General features: G+C 62.8%; 12 protein-coding genes and 2 tRNA genes. 7 read left to right on the forward strand and 7 right to left on the reverse strand.

From position 1 onward, the window contains the following. Together rlmB and rnr are read right to left on the reverse strand one after the other, a co-directional pair. Entirely contained in the window at positions 1 to 744 is a 744-nt protein-coding gene (gene rlmB / locus GV035_RS18160; RefSeq protein ID WP_159836386.1) for a 23S rRNA (guanosine(2251)-2'-O)-methyltransferase RlmB, read from the reverse strand. Positions 745 to 841: 97 nt separating this feature from the next. Continuing rightward, the gene (gene rnr, locus GV035_RS18165) at positions 842 to 3,310 is read right to left on the reverse strand and encodes a ribonuclease R (RefSeq protein ID WP_159836387.1); all 2,469 of its coding nucleotides are present in this window, start codon (positions 3,308 to 3,310) and stop codon (positions 842 to 844) included. A 254-nt stretch (positions 3,311 to 3,564) separates the two neighbouring features. On the opposite strand from rnr, the gene GV035_RS18170 reads away from it, so the two are divergent. From GV035_RS18170 to GV035_RS18200, 7 genes are all read left to right on the forward strand, one after another. Beyond that, positions 3,565 to 3,651 (forward strand) — tRNA-Leu (locus tag GV035_RS18170). Positions 3,652 to 3,788: 137 nt separating this feature from the next. Next, positions 3,789 to 3,875: transfer RNA gene (locus GV035_RS18175), tRNA-Leu, on the forward strand. A gap of 333 nt (positions 3,876 to 4,208) precedes the next feature. Then, positions 4,209 to 5,429 (forward strand): MFS transporter, encoded by a 1,221-nt coding sequence (locus GV035_RS18180; protein WP_159836388.1) that lies wholly within the window; start codon positions 4,209 to 4,211, stop codon positions 5,427 to 5,429. 273 nt (positions 5,430 to 5,702) lie between these two features. Continuing rightward, on the forward strand, positions 5,703 to 6,521 hold the full coding sequence (locus GV035_RS18185) for a DUF1571 domain-containing protein (RefSeq protein WP_328698925.1): 819 nt from the start codon (positions 5,703 to 5,705) through the stop codon (positions 6,519 to 6,521). Positions 6,522 to 6,691: 170 nt separating this feature from the next. Further along, positions 6,692 to 6,931, forward strand: coding sequence for a hypothetical protein (locus GV035_RS18190; RefSeq protein ID WP_159836390.1), 240 nt, complete (start codon positions 6,692 to 6,694; stop codon positions 6,929 to 6,931). 72 nt (positions 6,932 to 7,003) lie between these two features. Further along, a complete protein-coding gene (surE, locus tag GV035_RS18195) occupies positions 7,004 to 7,792 on the forward strand; it encodes a 5'/3'-nucleotidase SurE (RefSeq protein WP_159836391.1) in 789 nt (262 codons plus the stop codon). A 140-nt stretch (positions 7,793 to 7,932) separates the two neighbouring features. Beyond that, positions 7,933 to 8,397 carry a DUF2147 domain-containing protein gene (locus GV035_RS18200; RefSeq protein ID WP_159836392.1) on the forward strand — a complete coding sequence of 155 codons (465 nt, stop codon included), beginning with the start codon at positions 7,933 to 7,935 and terminating at the stop codon, positions 8,395 to 8,397. An 81-nt stretch (positions 8,398 to 8,478) separates the two neighbouring features. Here GV035_RS18200 and GV035_RS18205 read toward each other — a convergent pair whose 3' ends face one another. The 5 genes from GV035_RS18205 to GV035_RS18225 form a co-directional block, all read right to left on the reverse strand. Beyond that, positions 8,479 to 8,895 carry a transposase gene (locus GV035_RS18205; RefSeq protein WP_159836393.1) on the reverse strand — a complete coding sequence of 139 codons (417 nt, stop codon included), beginning with the start codon at positions 8,893 to 8,895 and terminating at the stop codon, positions 8,479 to 8,481. Between the two features lie 148 nt (positions 8,896 to 9,043). Continuing rightward, positions 9,044 to 10,141, reverse strand: coding sequence for a cell division protein ZapE (gene zapE, locus GV035_RS18210; RefSeq protein ID WP_159836394.1), 1,098 nt, complete (start codon positions 10,139 to 10,141; stop codon positions 9,044 to 9,046). Positions 10,142 to 10,230: 89 nt separating this feature from the next. Further along, the gene (gene lpdA, locus GV035_RS18215; RefSeq protein ID WP_159836395.1) at positions 10,231 to 11,661 is read right to left on the reverse strand and encodes a dihydrolipoyl dehydrogenase; all 1,431 of its coding nucleotides are present in this window, start codon (positions 11,659 to 11,661) and stop codon (positions 10,231 to 10,233) included. A gap of 88 nt (positions 11,662 to 11,749) precedes the next feature. After that, positions 11,750 to 13,063 (reverse strand): 2-oxoglutarate dehydrogenase complex dihydrolipoyllysine-residue succinyltransferase, encoded by a 1,314-nt coding sequence (gene odhB / locus GV035_RS18220; protein WP_159836396.1) that lies wholly within the window; start codon positions 13,061 to 13,063, stop codon positions 11,750 to 11,752. Between the two features lie 82 nt (positions 13,064 to 13,145). Beyond that, positions 13,146 to 16,007, reverse strand: a complete 2,862-nt coding sequence (locus tag GV035_RS18225; protein ID WP_159836397.1) for a 2-oxoglutarate dehydrogenase E1 component — start codon at positions 16,005 to 16,007, stop codon at positions 13,146 to 13,148. Positions 16,008 to 16,332 lie beyond the last annotated feature (325 nt).

Consider the following 16,332-nt stretch of genomic DNA (forward strand, 5'->3'; position numbering starts at 1 on the left):
TTACTTCTTCACCATCCTCTGCCGCACCGCCTCGAACAGACACACGCCGCTCGCCACCGACACGTTCAGGCTCTCGACCGTGCCCGCCATCGGAATATGCATGATCTCGTCGCACGTCTCGCGCGTGAGCCGGCGCATGCCCTCGCCTTCCGCGCCCACGACGATCGCAACCGGGCCGTCGAGCTTCGTCTCGTAGACGCTTGCCGTCGCTTCGCCCGCCGTGCCGATCACCCAGACGCCCGCGTCCTTTAGTTCGCGCAGGGCGCGCGCCAGATTCGTCACGGTGATGTACGGCACGCTTTCGGCGGCGCCGCTGGCCACTTTCGCGGCGGTCGCGTTGAGGCCGGCCGAACGGTCGCGCGGCGCGATGACCGCATGCGCGCCCGCCGCGTCCGCGACGCGCAGGCACGCGCCGAGATTGTGCGGATCGGTGACGCCGTCGAGCACGAGCAGCAACGGCGTTCCCGAAATGCCGTCGAGCAGTTCGGCGAGATTCTGCGCGAGCGGCAAGTCATGCGCGCGAGCGACCACGCCCTGATGCTGGATGTTGCCCGCGAGGCCCCACAAACGCGCTTCCTCGGCGGCGATCAGGCGCACGCCCGCGTCCTTCGCCGCGCGCAGGAAGTCCTGCATGCGCCTGTCCTTGCGCATGGGGTCGTACAACACTTCCTCGATCGACGACGCATCCGCGCGCAGGCGCGCCGTCACCGCGTGGAAACCGTAAAGAACCTTGAGACGTGACATGACTGATTCGACCTTCGTGATAACCATGAAAAGCACGACGCGGCCCGGCGCAAAGCGCACCGGACCGCGCGTATTCGTTGACGCTTGTCGACGCCGGCTAGCGTTTCTTGCGCGCCGGCCGCCCTTGCGCCGCGGACTTCGACGTCGAGTTCGGTGTCCCGGCGCGCTTCTTCGCCGCGCCGCCGCGCGCCGCCGGTGACGCGCCCTTCTTCGTGCCGCCGCGCTGACGCGTGCTCGCGGCGTCGTCGTTCAGCGGACGAACGCGCGGGCCCGCTGCGCCGTTACCGCTTGCGGCACCGTGGTCGCCTGCGCTGGATGACGGACGCGGCGACGGCTTCACCGGCGTATCGCGCACCAGACGGAAGTCGATCTTGCGTGCATCGAGATCCACGCGGCCCACCTGCACGCGCACGCGATCGGTCATCCGGTAGCGGATGCCAGTGCGCTCGCCGCGCAGTTCGTTCTTGATCTCGTCGTACTGGAAGTAGTCGGAGCCGAGTTCGGTCACATGCACGAGCCCTTCGATAAACAGCGAATCCAGTTGCACGAATATGCCGAACGACGTCACGCCGTTCACCATGCCGCCGTATTCCTCACCGAGCTTGTCGCGCATGAAATAGCACTTGAGCCACGCTTCGACGTCGCGTGATGCTTCGTCGGCGCGACGCTCGTTCGACGAGCAATGCAGCCCGAGCTCTTCCCACACCGCGACGCTATTGCGCGACCGGCCGCGCGCGGTGTCGTCGGCCAGTTGCATTTCGCGGGCGGCTTTCGTCAGGCCCGTGCTGAGCGACACGTCATGGCCGATGTCCGGCAGATACTTCTTGCCCTGGAGAATCGCGTAAATGGCGCGATGCGTGAGCAAGTCGGGATAGCGGCGAATCGGGCTCGTGAAGTGCGCGTACGCTTCATACGCGAGCCCGAAGTGGCCGATGTTGTCGGGGCTGTAGACGGCCTGCTGCATCGAGCGCAGAACCATCGACTGAAGCATCTGCGCATCCGGCCGGTCGCGGATCTGCGCGATGAGCGCCGCGTAGTCGCTCGCGTGCGGCTTGTCGCCGCCTGTGAGCGTCAGGCCGACGCCGCGCAGGAATTGCCGCAGGTTCTCGAGCTTTTCCTCAGTCGGCCCCGCATGCACGCGATACAGCCCCGGATGCTTGTTGCGCTTGAGGAAGTCCGCCGCGCAGACGTTCGCCGCGAGCATGCATTCCTCGATCAGCCGGTGCGCGTCATTGCGATGCCGCGGCAGAATCTGTTCGATCTTGCCCTGCGAGTTCACGACGATATACGTCTCCGTCGTATCGAAGTCGATCGCACCGCGCTTCTGGCGCGCCGCGTGCAGCGACTTGAACACGCCGTGGAGATTCTGGAGCTGCGGCACGAGCTCCGCGCGGCGCGCGGCTTCCGGGCCCTTGGTATTGGCGAGCACGGCCGCGACTTCGGTGTACGTGAGACGCGCCGCCGAATGCATCACGCCCGGATAGAACTGATACGCCTTGATCTCGCCGCGCGCGGTGATGACCATGTCGCACACGAGCACGCAGCGGTCGACATCCGGATTCAGCGAGCACAGGCCGTTGGAGAGCTTCTCCGGCAGCATCGGAATCACGCGGCGCGGGAAGTACACCGACGTGCTGCGGTCGAGCGCATCGACGTCGAGCGGATCGTTCGGGCGCACGTAATGCGACACATCGGCGATCGCCACGAGCAGACGGAAGCCCTGTCCCCGCCCCACGGCCACCGGCTCGCAATAGACGGCGTCGTCGAAATCGCGGGCATCTTCGCCGTCGATCGTGACGAGCGGCACGTCGCGCAGATCCACGCGATGCCGGATGTCCACCGGCCGCACTTCGTCGGGCAGCTTCGCGGCCGAGGCCAGCGCGGCATCGCTGAACTGATGCGGCACGCCGTACTTGCGCACCGCGATCTCGATTTCCATGCCGGGATCGTCGATATCCCCGATCACCTCGGCAACGCGCCCGAGCGGCTGCGAATGCCGGCTCGGAAAATCCGTCAGATCGACGGACACGACCTGCCCGACTTTCGCCTTCTTCGGATTTTGCGTGATCAGAATGTCGTGGCCGATGCGCTTGTCTTCCGGCACAAGAAGCAGCGCGCCGTTCTCATTGACGAGCCGCCCGATGATGCGCTTGTTCGCGCGGTCGGTCACTTCGACGATATGTCCTTCCGGCCGCCCGCGCCGGTCGTAGCCGACGATGCGCGCAAGCACGCGGTCATTGTGCATGACCTTCTGCATCTCGCCGTTCGGCAGGAAGAGATCGTCCTGGCCGTCGTCGCGAATCAGGAAGCCGAAGCCGTCGCGATGGCCCTGCACACGCCCCGCGACAAAATTCGACGGATGCGTGAGCTGGTAATGGCCGCGCTTGTCGAGGCGGATCTGCCCGTCGCGTTCCATGGCCGCGAGTCGCTTGAAGAATCCTTCGCGCTCCTGGCGCTTGATCGACAGGGCCTCGGCGATGTCGTTCGCGGAATGAGGCGTTTCGCTCGTGCGCAGCACGCCGAGAATCTCTTCGCGGCTGGGAATCGGATACGGATATTTGCTCAAGGGCTTAATAGAGTTCTTCTCGTTGGACTGGACTTTCGCCGGGTTTTGCCGTTAGTCGAGCGGCAATCGTTGAAATCATTCTAACACTGCCTATTGTGGGTACCGGCGTGGCATCGGCCGCCCGGACGGCGCTCGCGGCCTTCTGCGGAAGCAAACCGCAGCCCCGCCGCGTGCGGCGTCGAAACGCTTGACAGCAGTTTCCCAGTCGCTATAATGGCGTTCTTTGCTGCTCAACGCAGACAAAACGCACCCTTGCCCAGGTGGCGGAATTGGTAGACGCACTAGGTTCAGGTCCTAGCGGTGGCAACACCGTGGAGGTTCGAGTCCTCTCTTGGGCACCAGATGTCGGAAAACGCCACCCTCGGGTGGCGTTTTCTTTTTATGCGGAGACCGTGCTTTTTTCGGCTCCGGCCAGTCGTGAAGCGCAGTTGACACGGCTTGGCTTCCCGCTAAAATAGCGGGCTTGCTGTACCCCTTGGCCCAGGTGGCGGAATTGGTAGACGCACTAGGTTCAGGTCCTAGCGGTGGCAACACCGTGGAGGTTCGAGTCCTCTCCTGGGCACCAAGGTCTCTTTCTTGCAAAGCGCGTTTGATGTACATGCGCGTCTTGCGCCGCAATCAGCCCCACGCACATGCACGTGGGGCTTTTTGTTTTCTGCGCACAAATACTTCTATTCGGCTTCATTTCGCTTTCGTTTTTATTCGGCTCCTCGTTCGAATCGAAGCTAAATGAATGAATCGGCCGGATTATCGTCTTCCCTCTACCAGTACCGGTCTGCACGCTCTTAAACGGCGGCGTACACTCGTCCCTGCCGATGCGGCTTCGTGCATCGCGTGATGCCGCATCGCAATCGCATTGCAAATCAAGCTGATCAATACTGATTCGGAGAGCAAGGCGATGAGTTGGACGCGAGAACAAAGAAACGTAACGATTGCCGCTTATCTCGGCTGGACACTGGACGCATTCGATTTCTTCCTGATGGTCTTCGTGCTGAAGGACATCGCCGCGGAATTCAACACCAAGATTCCCGAAGTCGCGTTTGCGATCACGCTTACGCTCGCGATGCGCCCGATCGGCGCGCTGATTTTCGGCCGGCTCGCGGACAAGTTCGGCCGCCGTCCGACGCTGATGGTCAACATCGCGTGTTATTCGCTGCTCGAATTGTTATCCGGCCTCGCGCCCAATCTGGCGACGCTGCTCATCTTGCGCGCGCTATTTGGCATTGCGATGGGCGGCGAATGGGGCGTCGGCTCTGCATTAACGATGGAGACCGTGCCGCCCAAGGCGCGGGGCTTCGTGTCCGGGCTCTTGCAGGCGGGCTATCCGAGCGGCTATCTGCTGGCGTCGATCGTCTTTGGCGTGCTGTATCAGTTCGTCGGCTGGCGCGGAATGTTCTTTGTCGGCGTCGCGCCCGCGCTGCTTGTGCTTTATGTCCGCGCGCACGTGCCGGAATCTCCCGCGTGGCGAGCGATGGAAAAACGCGAGCGCCCCGGCCTTCTCGCGACGCTCAAGAAGAATTGGGCGCTTTCTCTTTACGCGATCATTCTGATGACCGCATTCAATTTCTTCTCGCACGGCACGCAGGATCTTTATCCGACGTTCCTGCGCGAACAGCATCACTTCGATCCGCATACGGTTTCGATCATTACTATCGTGTTGAATATCGGCGCGATTGTCGGCGGACTGTTTTTTGGCGCGTTGTCCGAGCGCATCGGGCGGCGCGTGGCCATTTTCATCGCGGCGCTGATTGCGTTGCCGGTGCTTTATCTCTGGGCGTTCTCGGTGACTCCGGTTGCGTTGGCGATTGGCGCGTTTCTGATGCAGATTTCGGTGCAGGGCGCGTGGGGCGTGATTCCGGTGCATCTGAACGAGATATCGCCGGATGAGATTCGCGCGACATTTCCGGGGCTCGTGTATCAACTCGGCAATTTGCTGGCGGCAATCAATGCGACGATGCAGGCGTCGATTGCCACCTCGCATGGAAACAACTACGGCATGGCCATGGCTATCGTCGCGGGCACGGTTGCGGTGTTGATTGCCGCGCTAATCTTCTTTAGCCGTGAGCGCCGGGGGATCGATATGACGCGGTCGGCGGAGGAAGTGGGGGCGACGGGATAGGCGTTGTTGTGAACGCGTAGCCCTGCGTGAGCGGGGCTACCGGGCGGAACGTTCACGCCACGAGCGCGTGGCGCGCGGCCGAACTGGTGCCGCGATGCTCCAGCGAAATCTGACTCACCTAATGGACTGGCAATCGCCCAACGGAAGAACGCGCCGCATTTCCCGTTTACCCCTGACTAGCGCAAAGGCGCTGTCAAACGGGAGGAGCCCATGACGCGAGCGCGTCGCCGTCGAATCTCGCACTGGACGATCGCATGCGCGCTGTCAGCGTTGATGGCAGCCCACACCGCGCAAGCGCAAGCCACCTCCCAGCCCGAAATCAACGACTTCGCGGTAAAAACCGCCGACCAGCAAGCACACTGGCTCGCCCGCGCCGCTGCCGACGGCACGCTCGCGCACCTCGGCGACGGCGAGCTCGTCGCCCTCTTCCGTTCGCTCGATCCCGGCACGCTGCCGCGCTATTTGCGCGACGGCCTGCGCCGCTACGCGTCCTGCGAATTTACGATGCTCCGACGCGAGCGCATCGACGGTAAATGGCCGAAGCGCCCCGACCATATGCTCGTGCGCGTCACGCGCGATCCGCTGCGCGTGTACGCCAAATGGCTGCCGGATGGCGCCCATGCGGGCCAGGAAGTCATCTACGACGAATCGAAGCGTCCCGGCGAACTCTACGGTCATCTCGGCGGTATCTTCAGCGTCGTGCCGATGTGGGCGTCGTTGAACGGGCCGCTGGCCCGCGCCCAATCAAATCATTCGATCCGCGAGCTCGGCATCGATGCCATCACGCAGCGTTTCATCGACGAAGGCCGGAAGTTCGCCGACGCAGGTCTGACGCAGCCGTCGGCTATCGCGGTGACGACCGTGAACGGCGTGCGCGTCGTCGCGTTGACGTACGTGGCGCCGGCCGGCCAGCCCGATTTCTATGCGAAGCGTGAAGTACTCGATCTAGATCTGGAGCAGCCGCTTTTTCGGGCCGTCGAATCCTTCGACAACGAAGGGAAGATTTTCGAAAGCGTCACGTTCGAGCACATCGAGCCAAAGCCGTTCGACGACCTGACGTTCGATCCGCAGAACGCCGACTACCGCTTCTGAAGCGCCCGCTGACTGCGTGACATGCGCTGTAACAAACGCATCGGTGCCGCCGCGCCGTCTTTAAGCCTCGCCTAAGTTTCGGCCGATACGCTTCCCGCACTTCATCATCGACATCCACGAGGCCGCTCCGTCAGCGGCGCGAATCGTCATGTAACCCAAGGAGTTCGCGCATGAACCTCCGCTCTGCTTCGGCTCCTGTGCGAGCCATCAAACGGCTTTTGAGCCATCACGAGATCGCCACCCTGCTTCTGCTGATGCACGCGCCGATCGACGCGTTGGCCGCGCCGCCCGACGTGGCATCGCTCAAGGAATACGGCTACGTGGAGATTGTCTCGCCGGACGCGGACGGCCCCAAAGTGCGGCTCACCGACGACGGCAACGCCGTCCTGCGCGGCTTGGGCGTCAAGTAGGCGCCCCGCCCGGCATCGCGATCTCTGTAATAATCGGTCGAACCTTCACCACCGATCGAGGAGTGATTCGCGATGTCCGCATTGCAACCCATCGTTCAACGTGTGCTGCTGACTAACGACGACGGCATCGACGCGCCCGGCTTGGCCGTGCTCGAAGCCGTCGCCGCCGAACTCGCGCACGAAGTCTGGGTCGTCGCACCCGAACACGATCAGAGCGGTACATCGCATTCCATCAGCCTGCATTCGCCGCTGCGCATCTCGCGTCAGGGCGAACGGCGCTTCGGCGTTCAGGGCACACCTGGCGACTGCGTCGTGATGGCCGCGCGTCATCTCATGAAAGACGCGCCGCCGACGCTCGTGCTGTCGGGCATCAATCGCGGCGCGAATCTCGGCGTCGAGACGATGTTCTCGGGCACCGTCGGCGCGGCGATGACCGGCCTTCTGCTCGGCCTGCCTTCCATTGCGCTCAGTCAGGCGTTCTCCGACCGCGAAAGCGTGCGCTGGGATACCGCGCGTGCGCTCGCGCCCGGCGTGATCCGTCAGTTGCTGGCCATCTCGCACGACGCGCCGACGTGCCTCAACGTCAACTTCCCCGACTGCGATGCGTCCGCCGCCGGTCCGCTGACCGTGACGCGGCAAGGCGTCGGCCTCGTGGAAGGCATCGACGTGCTGGAGAAGACCGATCCGCGCGGCATCGACTATTTCTGGCTGAGATTTCAGCGCGGTCCGCGTGAGAACGCGCCCGACAGCGAAACCGCCGTGGTCGCGAGCAAGCGCGTTTCAGTGACGCCGCTGCATTTCGATCGCACCGACTCGCGCACGTTCGCCGTGCTCGAAGCGGGGCTGCGCGGCGGCGCGTGATCCTAGAGCCTTTCCTCCCAAACGCGACGGACGGTTTCTCGTATGCTGCGTCGGCGGCGCGACGTCGCAGCGTTCGTGCGTTGGGGAATGCGCCCGGCAACGGCTCCGGGCGCCGAAAATCACAAAAACAAGGAGGCGACATGAAACACATCAACGGCGGCGCGGTGGCCCGCTTCGCGGCTGGCGCGCTCATCGCGATGTCGGCGGCGGGTGCGTTCGCGCAAGCATCGACGCCCGCAGGCACCTGGCAAACCATCGATGACGCGACCGGCAAGCCGAAGGCGATCATCCAGATCATCGACGACGGCAGCGGGCAGCTTTCCGGCAAGGTCGTGCGCGGCATCGGCGAATTTGAACATCCGGACCGGCGCTGCACCGCGTGTACCGACGACCGCAAGGATCAACTCGTCAAGGGCATGACCATCATCAACGGCATGAGACAGAACGGCGATACGTGGGAAGGCGGCCAGATTCTGGACCCGGAGAACGGCAAGCTCTACAAGTGCAAGATGAAGCTCGAAGACGGCGGGCAGAAGCTCGTGGTGCGCGGTTATATCGGCGTGTCGCTGCTCGGGCGCTCGCAGACGTGGGTCCGGCAGCAGTAACGCATTCCGGCGCACCAAGCAAAAGCGGGCGAAAGACTGCGTGTCTTCCGCCCGCTTCTTTTCGTTCAATTGCAGTGAAACTCAGGCAGCCTGCCGAACCGATACATTGCCCTGCGGCAACTGCGCAACCGCGATGGCAAGCATCGGCTCCGCCGCTTCGGCCGTTGCGACGGGCAATTCAGCCGGCACGCGCATGCGCGAAGTCATGAGCCCGTACAGCGATTCGCCGGCGGGGCCGAAAAGCTGCGTCATCACGCGCAGCAGCACGCCCGATTCATGCCACGCCTTGAAGCGGCGATGGCACGTCTGATACGACGGATACTTGCGCGGCAGCGTGGACCACGACGCGCCGCTGTACATGACCCAGAGGACGCCGTTGAGCACAGCGCGGGTGTTCGCGAGAGGACGGCCGCGCAACTCCGAGCGCGGACGCAATTCCGGAAGCAGCGGTGCGACCATCTGCCATTCTTCGTCGGACATATCGCGGTAGGGTTTCACGGCATTCTCTCCAATTAGCAACTGATTAACTGGCCAGAACGATACCGAGTGCCCTTCAACCGGCAAATCAGAGTGCTCCTAATCTTGAAAATCCCGCGAAAGCCTTATGCCGTTTGGCTAGACGCGTGTTTTTGATTCTCGTATTAGCTCAAGTGAGCGAAATGTTCGCGAGCCGCCGCGGCGCCTCCAGATATTCCTGCGACTGCATTTCGACGATACGCGACACCGTGCGCGCAAACTCGTTCGCCATCGGACCTTCCACGTACAGGTCCTCCGCCGGCACCGCCGCCGACATCAGCAGCTTGACCTTGTGGTCGTAGAAGACGTCGATGAGCCACGTGAACCGGCGCGCTTCGGATGCCATGCGCGGCGACATCTGCGGCACGTCCGAGAGAATGACCGCGTGGAAGCGGTTCGCAATTTCGAGGTAGTCGTTCTGCGAGCGCGGGCCGCCACAGAGCGTCGCGAAGTCGAACCAGACGACGCCATCCGCTTTACGCAGCGCCTTGATCTCGCGTTTTTCGATATGCAGGATCGGGCTTTCGTCGGGCACGGCCGCGAGCTTCGCGTAGTCCGCGCGCAGCGCCTTGTCCGCCGCCGCACCGAGCGGCGTGTGGTACGCCTTGACTTTCGACAGCGTGCGCTTGCGATAATCGGTGCCCGCATCGACATTGAGCACGTCGAGATTCTTCTTGAGCAACTCGATGGCCGGCAGCAGCCGGTCGCGGTGCAAGCCCTCGGGATATAGCGTGTCGGGCTCGTAGTTGGACGTCATCACGAACTGCACGCCGTTGCTGAACAGACGGTCCAGCAGGCGATACAGGATCATCGCGTCGGCAATGTCCGAGACGTGAAATTCGTCGAAGCAAATCAGCCGATAACGCTTCGCGATGCGGCGGGCCAGTTCGTCGAGCGGATCGGCTTGCCCCTTCAATTCCTCAAGTTCGCGATGCACTTCGCGCATGAACTCGTGGAAATGCAGGCGCGTCTTGCGCTGCACGGGCACGATCGCATAGAAGCTGTCCATCAGGAAGCTCTTGCCGCGCCCGACGCCGCCCCACATGTACACACCGCGCGGCAACTCCGGATGCACGAGAAACTTTCTGATCGCGTTCGAGCGGCGCGCCTTGTATGAGACCCATTCTTCGTAGCAGCGTTGCAGGCGCGCGACCGCCGCCAGTTGCGCCTCGTCCGACTGATAGCCCCGCGTGCGCAGTTCGTTTTCGTAGTATTCGGTGACGTTCATCTTCTGCCGTTCGATGTGACGAAGGCGAGCGGTTTGATCCGCTCGCCTTCGTGTGCGATGCCCTGCTTGTTGCCCGAAGTCGAGCCGAATTACATGTTCAACGCGCGCTTGTCGACTGCGAGCGCCGCTTCGCGCATGACTTCCGACAGCGACGGATGCGGATGGCAAATGCGGCCGAGGTCTTCCGACGCCGCCTTGAACTCCATCGCGACGACCGCTTCCGCGATCAGATCCGATGCGTCCGCAGCGATGATATGCACGCCGAGAATCTCATCGGTCTTCGCGTCCGCGATCATCTTGACGAAGCCTTCCGCCCGGCCGATGCCCAACGCGCGGCCATTGGCCATCATCGGGAACTGGCCGGTCTTGATCTCGCGGCCTTCGGTCTTGAGTTGCTGTTCCGTCTTGCCGACCCACGCGATTTCCGGTTCCGTGTAGATGACCCACGGCACGCAGTTGTAGTCGATATGCGGCTTTTGTCCGTCGATGATCTCCGCCACCGCCACGCCTTCGTCTTCCGCCTTATGCGCGAGCATCGGGCCGCGCACGACGTCGCCGATGGCGTACACGCCCGGCACGCTCGTCGCGCAGTGATCGTCCACGTCGATGAAGCCGCGCTCGTTCGCCTTCAGGCCGATGCTCTCGAGCCCGAGATTGTCGGTGTTCGGCACGCGGCCGACCGACACGATCAGGCGGTCCGCTTCCAGCATCTGCGCGTTGCCGGCGTTGTCCGTGTACGCGATCGACACGCCATTGTCCGACGCCTTCACTTCGCCGATCTTCACGCCGAGGTGAATGTCGAGCCCTTGCTTCTTGAACTGCTTCGCGGCTTCCTTCGCGAGCGAGTCATCCGCTGCGGCGAGGAATTGCGGCAGCGCCTCCAGCACGGTGACATCCGCGCCCAGACGACGCCACACCGAGCCGAGTTCCAGACCGATCACGCCCGCGCCGATCACGGCGAGCTTCTTCGGCACGGCGTCGAACGAGAGCGCACCTTCGTTGTCGGCAACGATCTTGTTGTCGACCGGAATGCCTGGCAGATGACGCGCCTTCGAACCCGTCGCGATGATCACGTTCTTCGCCGTGACCACTTCCGTCTCGCCTTCGCCCGATACTTCGATCTGCACGCCGGCGTCCGTCTTGCCGGTGAACTTGCCGTGACCCTTCAGCCACGTAACCTTGTTCTTGCGGAACAAAAATTCGATGCCCTTCGTCATCTTTTCGACGATGCCGTCTTTACGCGCCAGCATCTTCGACACATCCAGCTTCACGTCCGACACGCTGATGCCGTGATCGGCCAGATGCTTCGACGTGTTCTCGAATTCTTCGGAGGACGCCAACAGCGCCTTCGACGGGATGCAGCCCACGTTCAGGCACGTGCCGCCGAGCTTCAGCGCGCCGGCCGGGTTCTTCCACTTCTCGATACACGCAACCGTCTTGCCGAGTTGCGCTGCGCGAATCGCCGCGATATAGCCGCCCGGGCCCGCGCCGATCACGACGACATCAAATTCCTTGGACATGACTTTCCTTTGGTCTATCTCCGCTCATGCGGAGCAGCCTCGTGCGATGCGCGCGAGCCTATCGCGCGCATCGAGGCGAATTGCTTTCTTACAGGTCCAGCAGCAGACGAGCCGGATCTTCCAGCGCGTCTTTCATCGCGACGAGCGACAGCACGGCTTCGCGGCCGTCGATGATCCGATGGTCGTAGGACAGCGCGAGGTAGTTCATCGGACGGATCACGATCTGGCCGTTTTCCACCACGGCGCGTTCCTTCGTGGCGTGCACGCCGAGAATGGCGGACTGCGGCGGGTTGATGATCGGCGTCGAGAGCATGGAGCCGAACACGCCGCCGTTCGAGATGGAGAACGTGCCGCCCGTCATTTCTTCGATCGACAGCTTGCCGTCGCGCGCCTTCGCGCCGAATTCAGCGATCTTCTTTTCGATGTCCGCGAGGCTCATCTGATCCGCGTTGCGCAGGATCGGCACCACCAGACCGCGCGGCGAACCGACCGCGATACCGATGTCGAAATAGCCGTGATAGACGATGTCGTTACCGTCGATCGATGCGTTCACGAGCGGGAACTTCTTCAGCGCGTGGACGGCGGCCTTCACGAAGAACGACATGAAGCCGAGCTTCACGCCGTGTTCCTTCTCGAAACGGTCCTTGTACTTGTTGCGCAGGTCCATGACCGGCGCCATGTTGACTTCGTTGAACGTCGTCAGAATGGCGTTGGTTTGCTGCGATTCGAGCAGACGCTCGGCGATACGCGCACGCAGACGCGACATCGGCACGCGCTGTTCCGGACGGTCCTTGAGCCACTGTTCAGCCGATGCCGGTGCGCCGACTTGCGGCAGCGACGGCTTGGCGGCCTTCGCGGGCGCAGCGGCCGGAGCCGGTGCTTTTGCAGCAACGGGTGCGCCGGCTTGTGCGGCGAGCGCGTCGCCCTTCGTGATGCGGCCGTCGCGGCCCGTGCCCGACACTTGATCTGCCGACACGCCCTTCTCGGCCAGGATCTTCGTCGCGGCGGGCGAGGTCGCGCCGCCCGTGACCGAACCACCCGTTGCGGAGGCGGTCGCTTGCGCAGTCGCCGAAGACGACGCCACCGCCGGCTCGGCTTGCGGAGCGGGCTTCACTTCGGCGTCGCCAGCTGCGGCTGCGGCGGGCGCTTCGCCTGCTTTCGCTTCCGTGTCGATCTTGGCGATGATCTCGTCGGCGGTGACGATATCGCCGTCATGCTTGATGACCTGCGCGAGCACGCCAGCCGACGGCGCGGGCACTTCGAGCACGACCTTGTCGGTTTCGATTTCGATCAGGATTTCGTCCTGGGCGACAGCCTCGCCCGGCTTCTTCTTCCATTGCAGCATGGTGGCTTCCGAGACCGACTCGGAAAGCTGGGGAACCTTGACTTCTACGATAGCCATTTCTGTATTGTCCTAATGCGTTCTGTGTGTACGAGCGTCGGAACCGGCGCGCTTTCCGCACGCCGGTCCGATCAGGCAACGATTACTTCGCGATGGTCTGCGCACCCTTCAGGCGGCCGAACGCGCCTTCAACCAGCGCCTTCTGCTGCTCGTAGTGCTTCGCGTAGTAGCCGACCGCGGGCGAGGCGGAAGCGGGACGGCCGCTGTAGGCCAGTTTCATCCCTTCCTTCATGCCTTCACGCAGATGGTGCTCGATGTAGAACCAGGCACCCTGGTTCTGCGGCTCGTCCTGCACCCAGACCACTTCGGTCGCGTTTTCGTACTTCTTGAGTTCCGCGTCGAACTGCTTGTGCGCGAACGGATACAGCTGCTCGATACGCACGATGGCGATGTCGTTCGCCTTCGCTTCGCGGCGATGCGCGACGAGGTCGTAATACACGCGGCCCGAGCAGCAGACCACGCGCTTGACCTTCTTCGCGTCGATGCTTTCGTCCACTTCGCCGATGACCGGCTGGAACGAGCCCTTCGCCAGTTCGGACAGGTCGGAGACCGCTTCCTTGTGACGCAGCAGCGACTTCGGCGTGGCGATGATGAGCGGCTTGCGGAACAGGCGGATCATCTGACGGCGCAGCAGATGGAAAATCTGCGCGGGCGTCGTCGGCTGGACCACTTGCATGTTGTGATCCGCGCACAGTTGCAGGAAACGCTCGATACGCGCCGACGAGTGCTCCGGACCCTGGCCTTCGTAGCCGTGCGGCAGCATCATCGTGAGACCCGAGACGCGGCCCCACTTCACTTCGCCCGACGAGATGAACTGGTCGATCACCACTTGCGCGCCGTTCACGAAGTCGCCGAACTGCGCTTCCCACGCGACGAACGTGTTGGGTTCAGCGGTCGAATAACCATACTCGAAGCCGAGCACCGCTTCTTCCGACAGCACCGAGTCGATGACCGTGAACTTCGCCTGGTTATCCGCGATGTTCTGCAGCGGGATGTACGTGCCGTCGTTCCAGCGTTCGCGGTTCTGGTCGTGCAGCACGGCGTGGCGGTGCGTGAACGTGCCGCGGCCCGAGTCCTGGCCCGTCAGACGCACGGCATAGCCGGATGCTACCAGCGACGCGAAAGCGAGATGCTCGCCCATGCCCCAGTCGAGCTTGGCTTCGCCACGGCCCATCGCGCGGCGATCGTTGATCACGCGCTCGACGAGCGGGTGAACCTTGAAGTTCTCCGGAATCGTCGTGATGCGTTCAGCGAGGCGCTTCAGTTCGGCGAGCGGCACGGCCGTGTCGGCGGCGTCGGTCCACTTGCGGTTCAGGAACGGCACCCAGTCGACCGCGTACTTGCTCTTGTAGTTCGAGAGCACCGGATCGACGGTGTGATGGCCTTCGTCCATCGCCTGACGGTACGCCTTGACGTAGTTGTCGGCGTCCTCGGCGGTGATCACGCCCTGCTGCACGAGCTTCTCGGCGTACAGCGCGCGCGTGCCCGGATGCTTCGCGATGGTCTTGTACATCAGCGGCTGCGTGACCGCCGGCGTGTCCTGCTCGTTGTGGCCGAGCTTGCGGAAGCAGACGATGTCCACCACCACGTCCTTGTGGAACTTCATCCGGAACTCGATCGCGAGCTGCGTGGCGAGCACGACCGCTTCGGGATCGTCGCCGTTCACGTGCAGCACCGGCGCCTCGATCATCTTGACGACGTCCGAGCAGTACAGCGTCGAGCGCGAATCGCGCGGGTCCGACGTCGTGAAACCGATCTGGTTGTTGATGACGATGTGCAGCGTGCCATGCGTGCCGTAGCCTCGCGTCTGCGCGAGATTCAGCGTTTCCATCACGACGCCCTGGCCCGCGAACGCCGCGTCACCGTGAATCTGCACCGGCAGGACTTGCAGGCCTTCTTCATCGCCGCGGCGATCCATGCGCGCCTTCGCCGAACCTTCCACCACCGGGTTCACGATTTCCAGGTGCGACGGGTTGAACGCGAGCGACAGGTGAACCGGGCCGCCCTCGGTCGAGACATCCGACGAGAAACCCTTGTGGTACTTCACGTCGCCGGCGGGCAGGTCGTCCACGTGCTTGCCCTCGAATTCGGCGAAGAGGTCCGCCGGCATCTTGCCGAGCGTATTGACCAGCACGTTGAGACGGCCACGGTGCGCCATGCCGATGACGATTTCCTGCACGCCGCTCTTGCCCGCGTGACGCACGACTTCGTCCATCGACGCGATGAAGCTCTCGCCGCCTTCCAGCGAAAAACGCTTCTGGCCGACGTACTTGGTGTGCAGGAAGCGCTCGAGACCTTCGGCGGCCGTCAGGCGGTTCAGGATGTGCTTTTTCTTGTCGTTCGAGAAATTCGGCGTCGAGCGGATGGACTCTAGACGCTCCTTCCACCAGCGCTTCTGTTCCGGATCGCTGATGTACATGTACTCGGCGCCGATCGTGCCGCAGTACGTGTCACGCAATGCCTTGACGATCTCGCGCAGCGTCGCGCGCTCGAAACCGAAATACAGGTTCGTGGCGCTGTACGTCTGGTCCATGTCGGCTTCGGTGAAGTCGTAGAACGCAGGCTCGAGTTCGGGAATATGCGGACGCTCGCGGCGCTTGAGCGGATCGAGGTTGGCCCACTGGGAGCCGAGGAAGCGATACGCGCCGATGAGGGACTGAACGTAGACTTGCTTTCGCGCTGTAGCGAGATCTTCGGTTGCGCCTTCGCGGGGAACGAAGCCGTTCGACTTCGCGCGCTGGGCAAACGATTCGACGATCGGGCCGTGGGCCACGTCGTTGTGATTCGTGCCGTCCGACGCGGGCACATTCTGCAACGCGTCGAAATAGGCTCGCCAGGTCTCGGGCACTGACGCGGGATTATCGAGATATGCTTCGTACAACTCTTCGACGTACGGAGCATTACCGCCGAACAGATAAGAGTTCGACTGGAATTGCTTCATCATTTTACGCTCACCTTTCTTCGAGTTTCTCGAGGAAGTGCGGGTTACAAAACCTTCCGCGCCACGGCCTGACCGTTTAGCGGATTGCGCGAATCAAGTCTGCTTGGAAGGACCTAAAATGCGACAGCTAATCCGAATAGCATAGCACAGAACCATTCGTCATATGACCGGACGTCGCACCGTCGCGCCGGCCTTCGCCCTTCTGCAACGGGCATGTGCGGGCGTTTTCCGTCGATGCAAGACCGCCGGTCATACGTCATTGTCGGCTTCGCGTGGCGATTCTTTAATGCAACGGCGAACGCACAATGCAAAAAGCCGCCCGAAGGCG

It is taken from the genome of Burkholderia sp. 8Y (genome assembly GCF_902506145.1).
Lineage (GTDB): Bacteria > Pseudomonadota > Gammaproteobacteria > Burkholderiales > Burkholderiaceae > Caballeronia.

Coding starts and splice junctions, on each gene's coding strand:
- rlmB (WP_159836386.1), bottom strand. CDS start 744: ATGTCACGTCTCAAGGTTCTTTACGGTTTCCACGCGGTGACGGCGCGC.
- GV035_RS18185 (WP_328698925.1), top strand. CDS start 5,703: ATGGCAGCCCACACCGCGCAAGCGCAAGCCACCTCCCAGCCCGAAATC.
- zapE (WP_159836394.1), bottom strand. CDS start 10,141: ATGAACGTCACCGAATACTACGAAAACGAACTGCGCACGCGGGGCTAT.
- GV035_RS18225 (WP_159836397.1), bottom strand. CDS start 16,007: ATGATGAAGCAATTCCAGTCGAACTCTTATCTGTTCGGCGGTAATGCT.
- GV035_RS18180 (WP_159836388.1), top strand. CDS start 4,209: ATGAGTTGGACGCGAGAACAAAGAAACGTAACGATTGCCGCTTATCTC.
- GV035_RS18190 (WP_159836390.1), top strand. CDS start 6,692: ATGAACCTCCGCTCTGCTTCGGCTCCTGTGCGAGCCATCAAACGGCTT.
- odhB (WP_159836396.1), bottom strand. CDS start 13,063: ATGGCTATCGTAGAAGTCAAGGTTCCCCAGCTTTCCGAGTCGGTCTCG.
- lpdA (WP_159836395.1), bottom strand. CDS start 11,661: ATGTCCAAGGAATTTGATGTCGTCGTGATCGGCGCGGGCCCGGGCGGC.
- surE (WP_159836391.1), top strand. CDS start 7,004: ATGTCCGCATTGCAACCCATCGTTCAACGTGTGCTGCTGACTAACGAC.
- GV035_RS18200 (WP_159836392.1), top strand. CDS start 7,933: ATGAAACACATCAACGGCGGCGCGGTGGCCCGCTTCGCGGCTGGCGCG.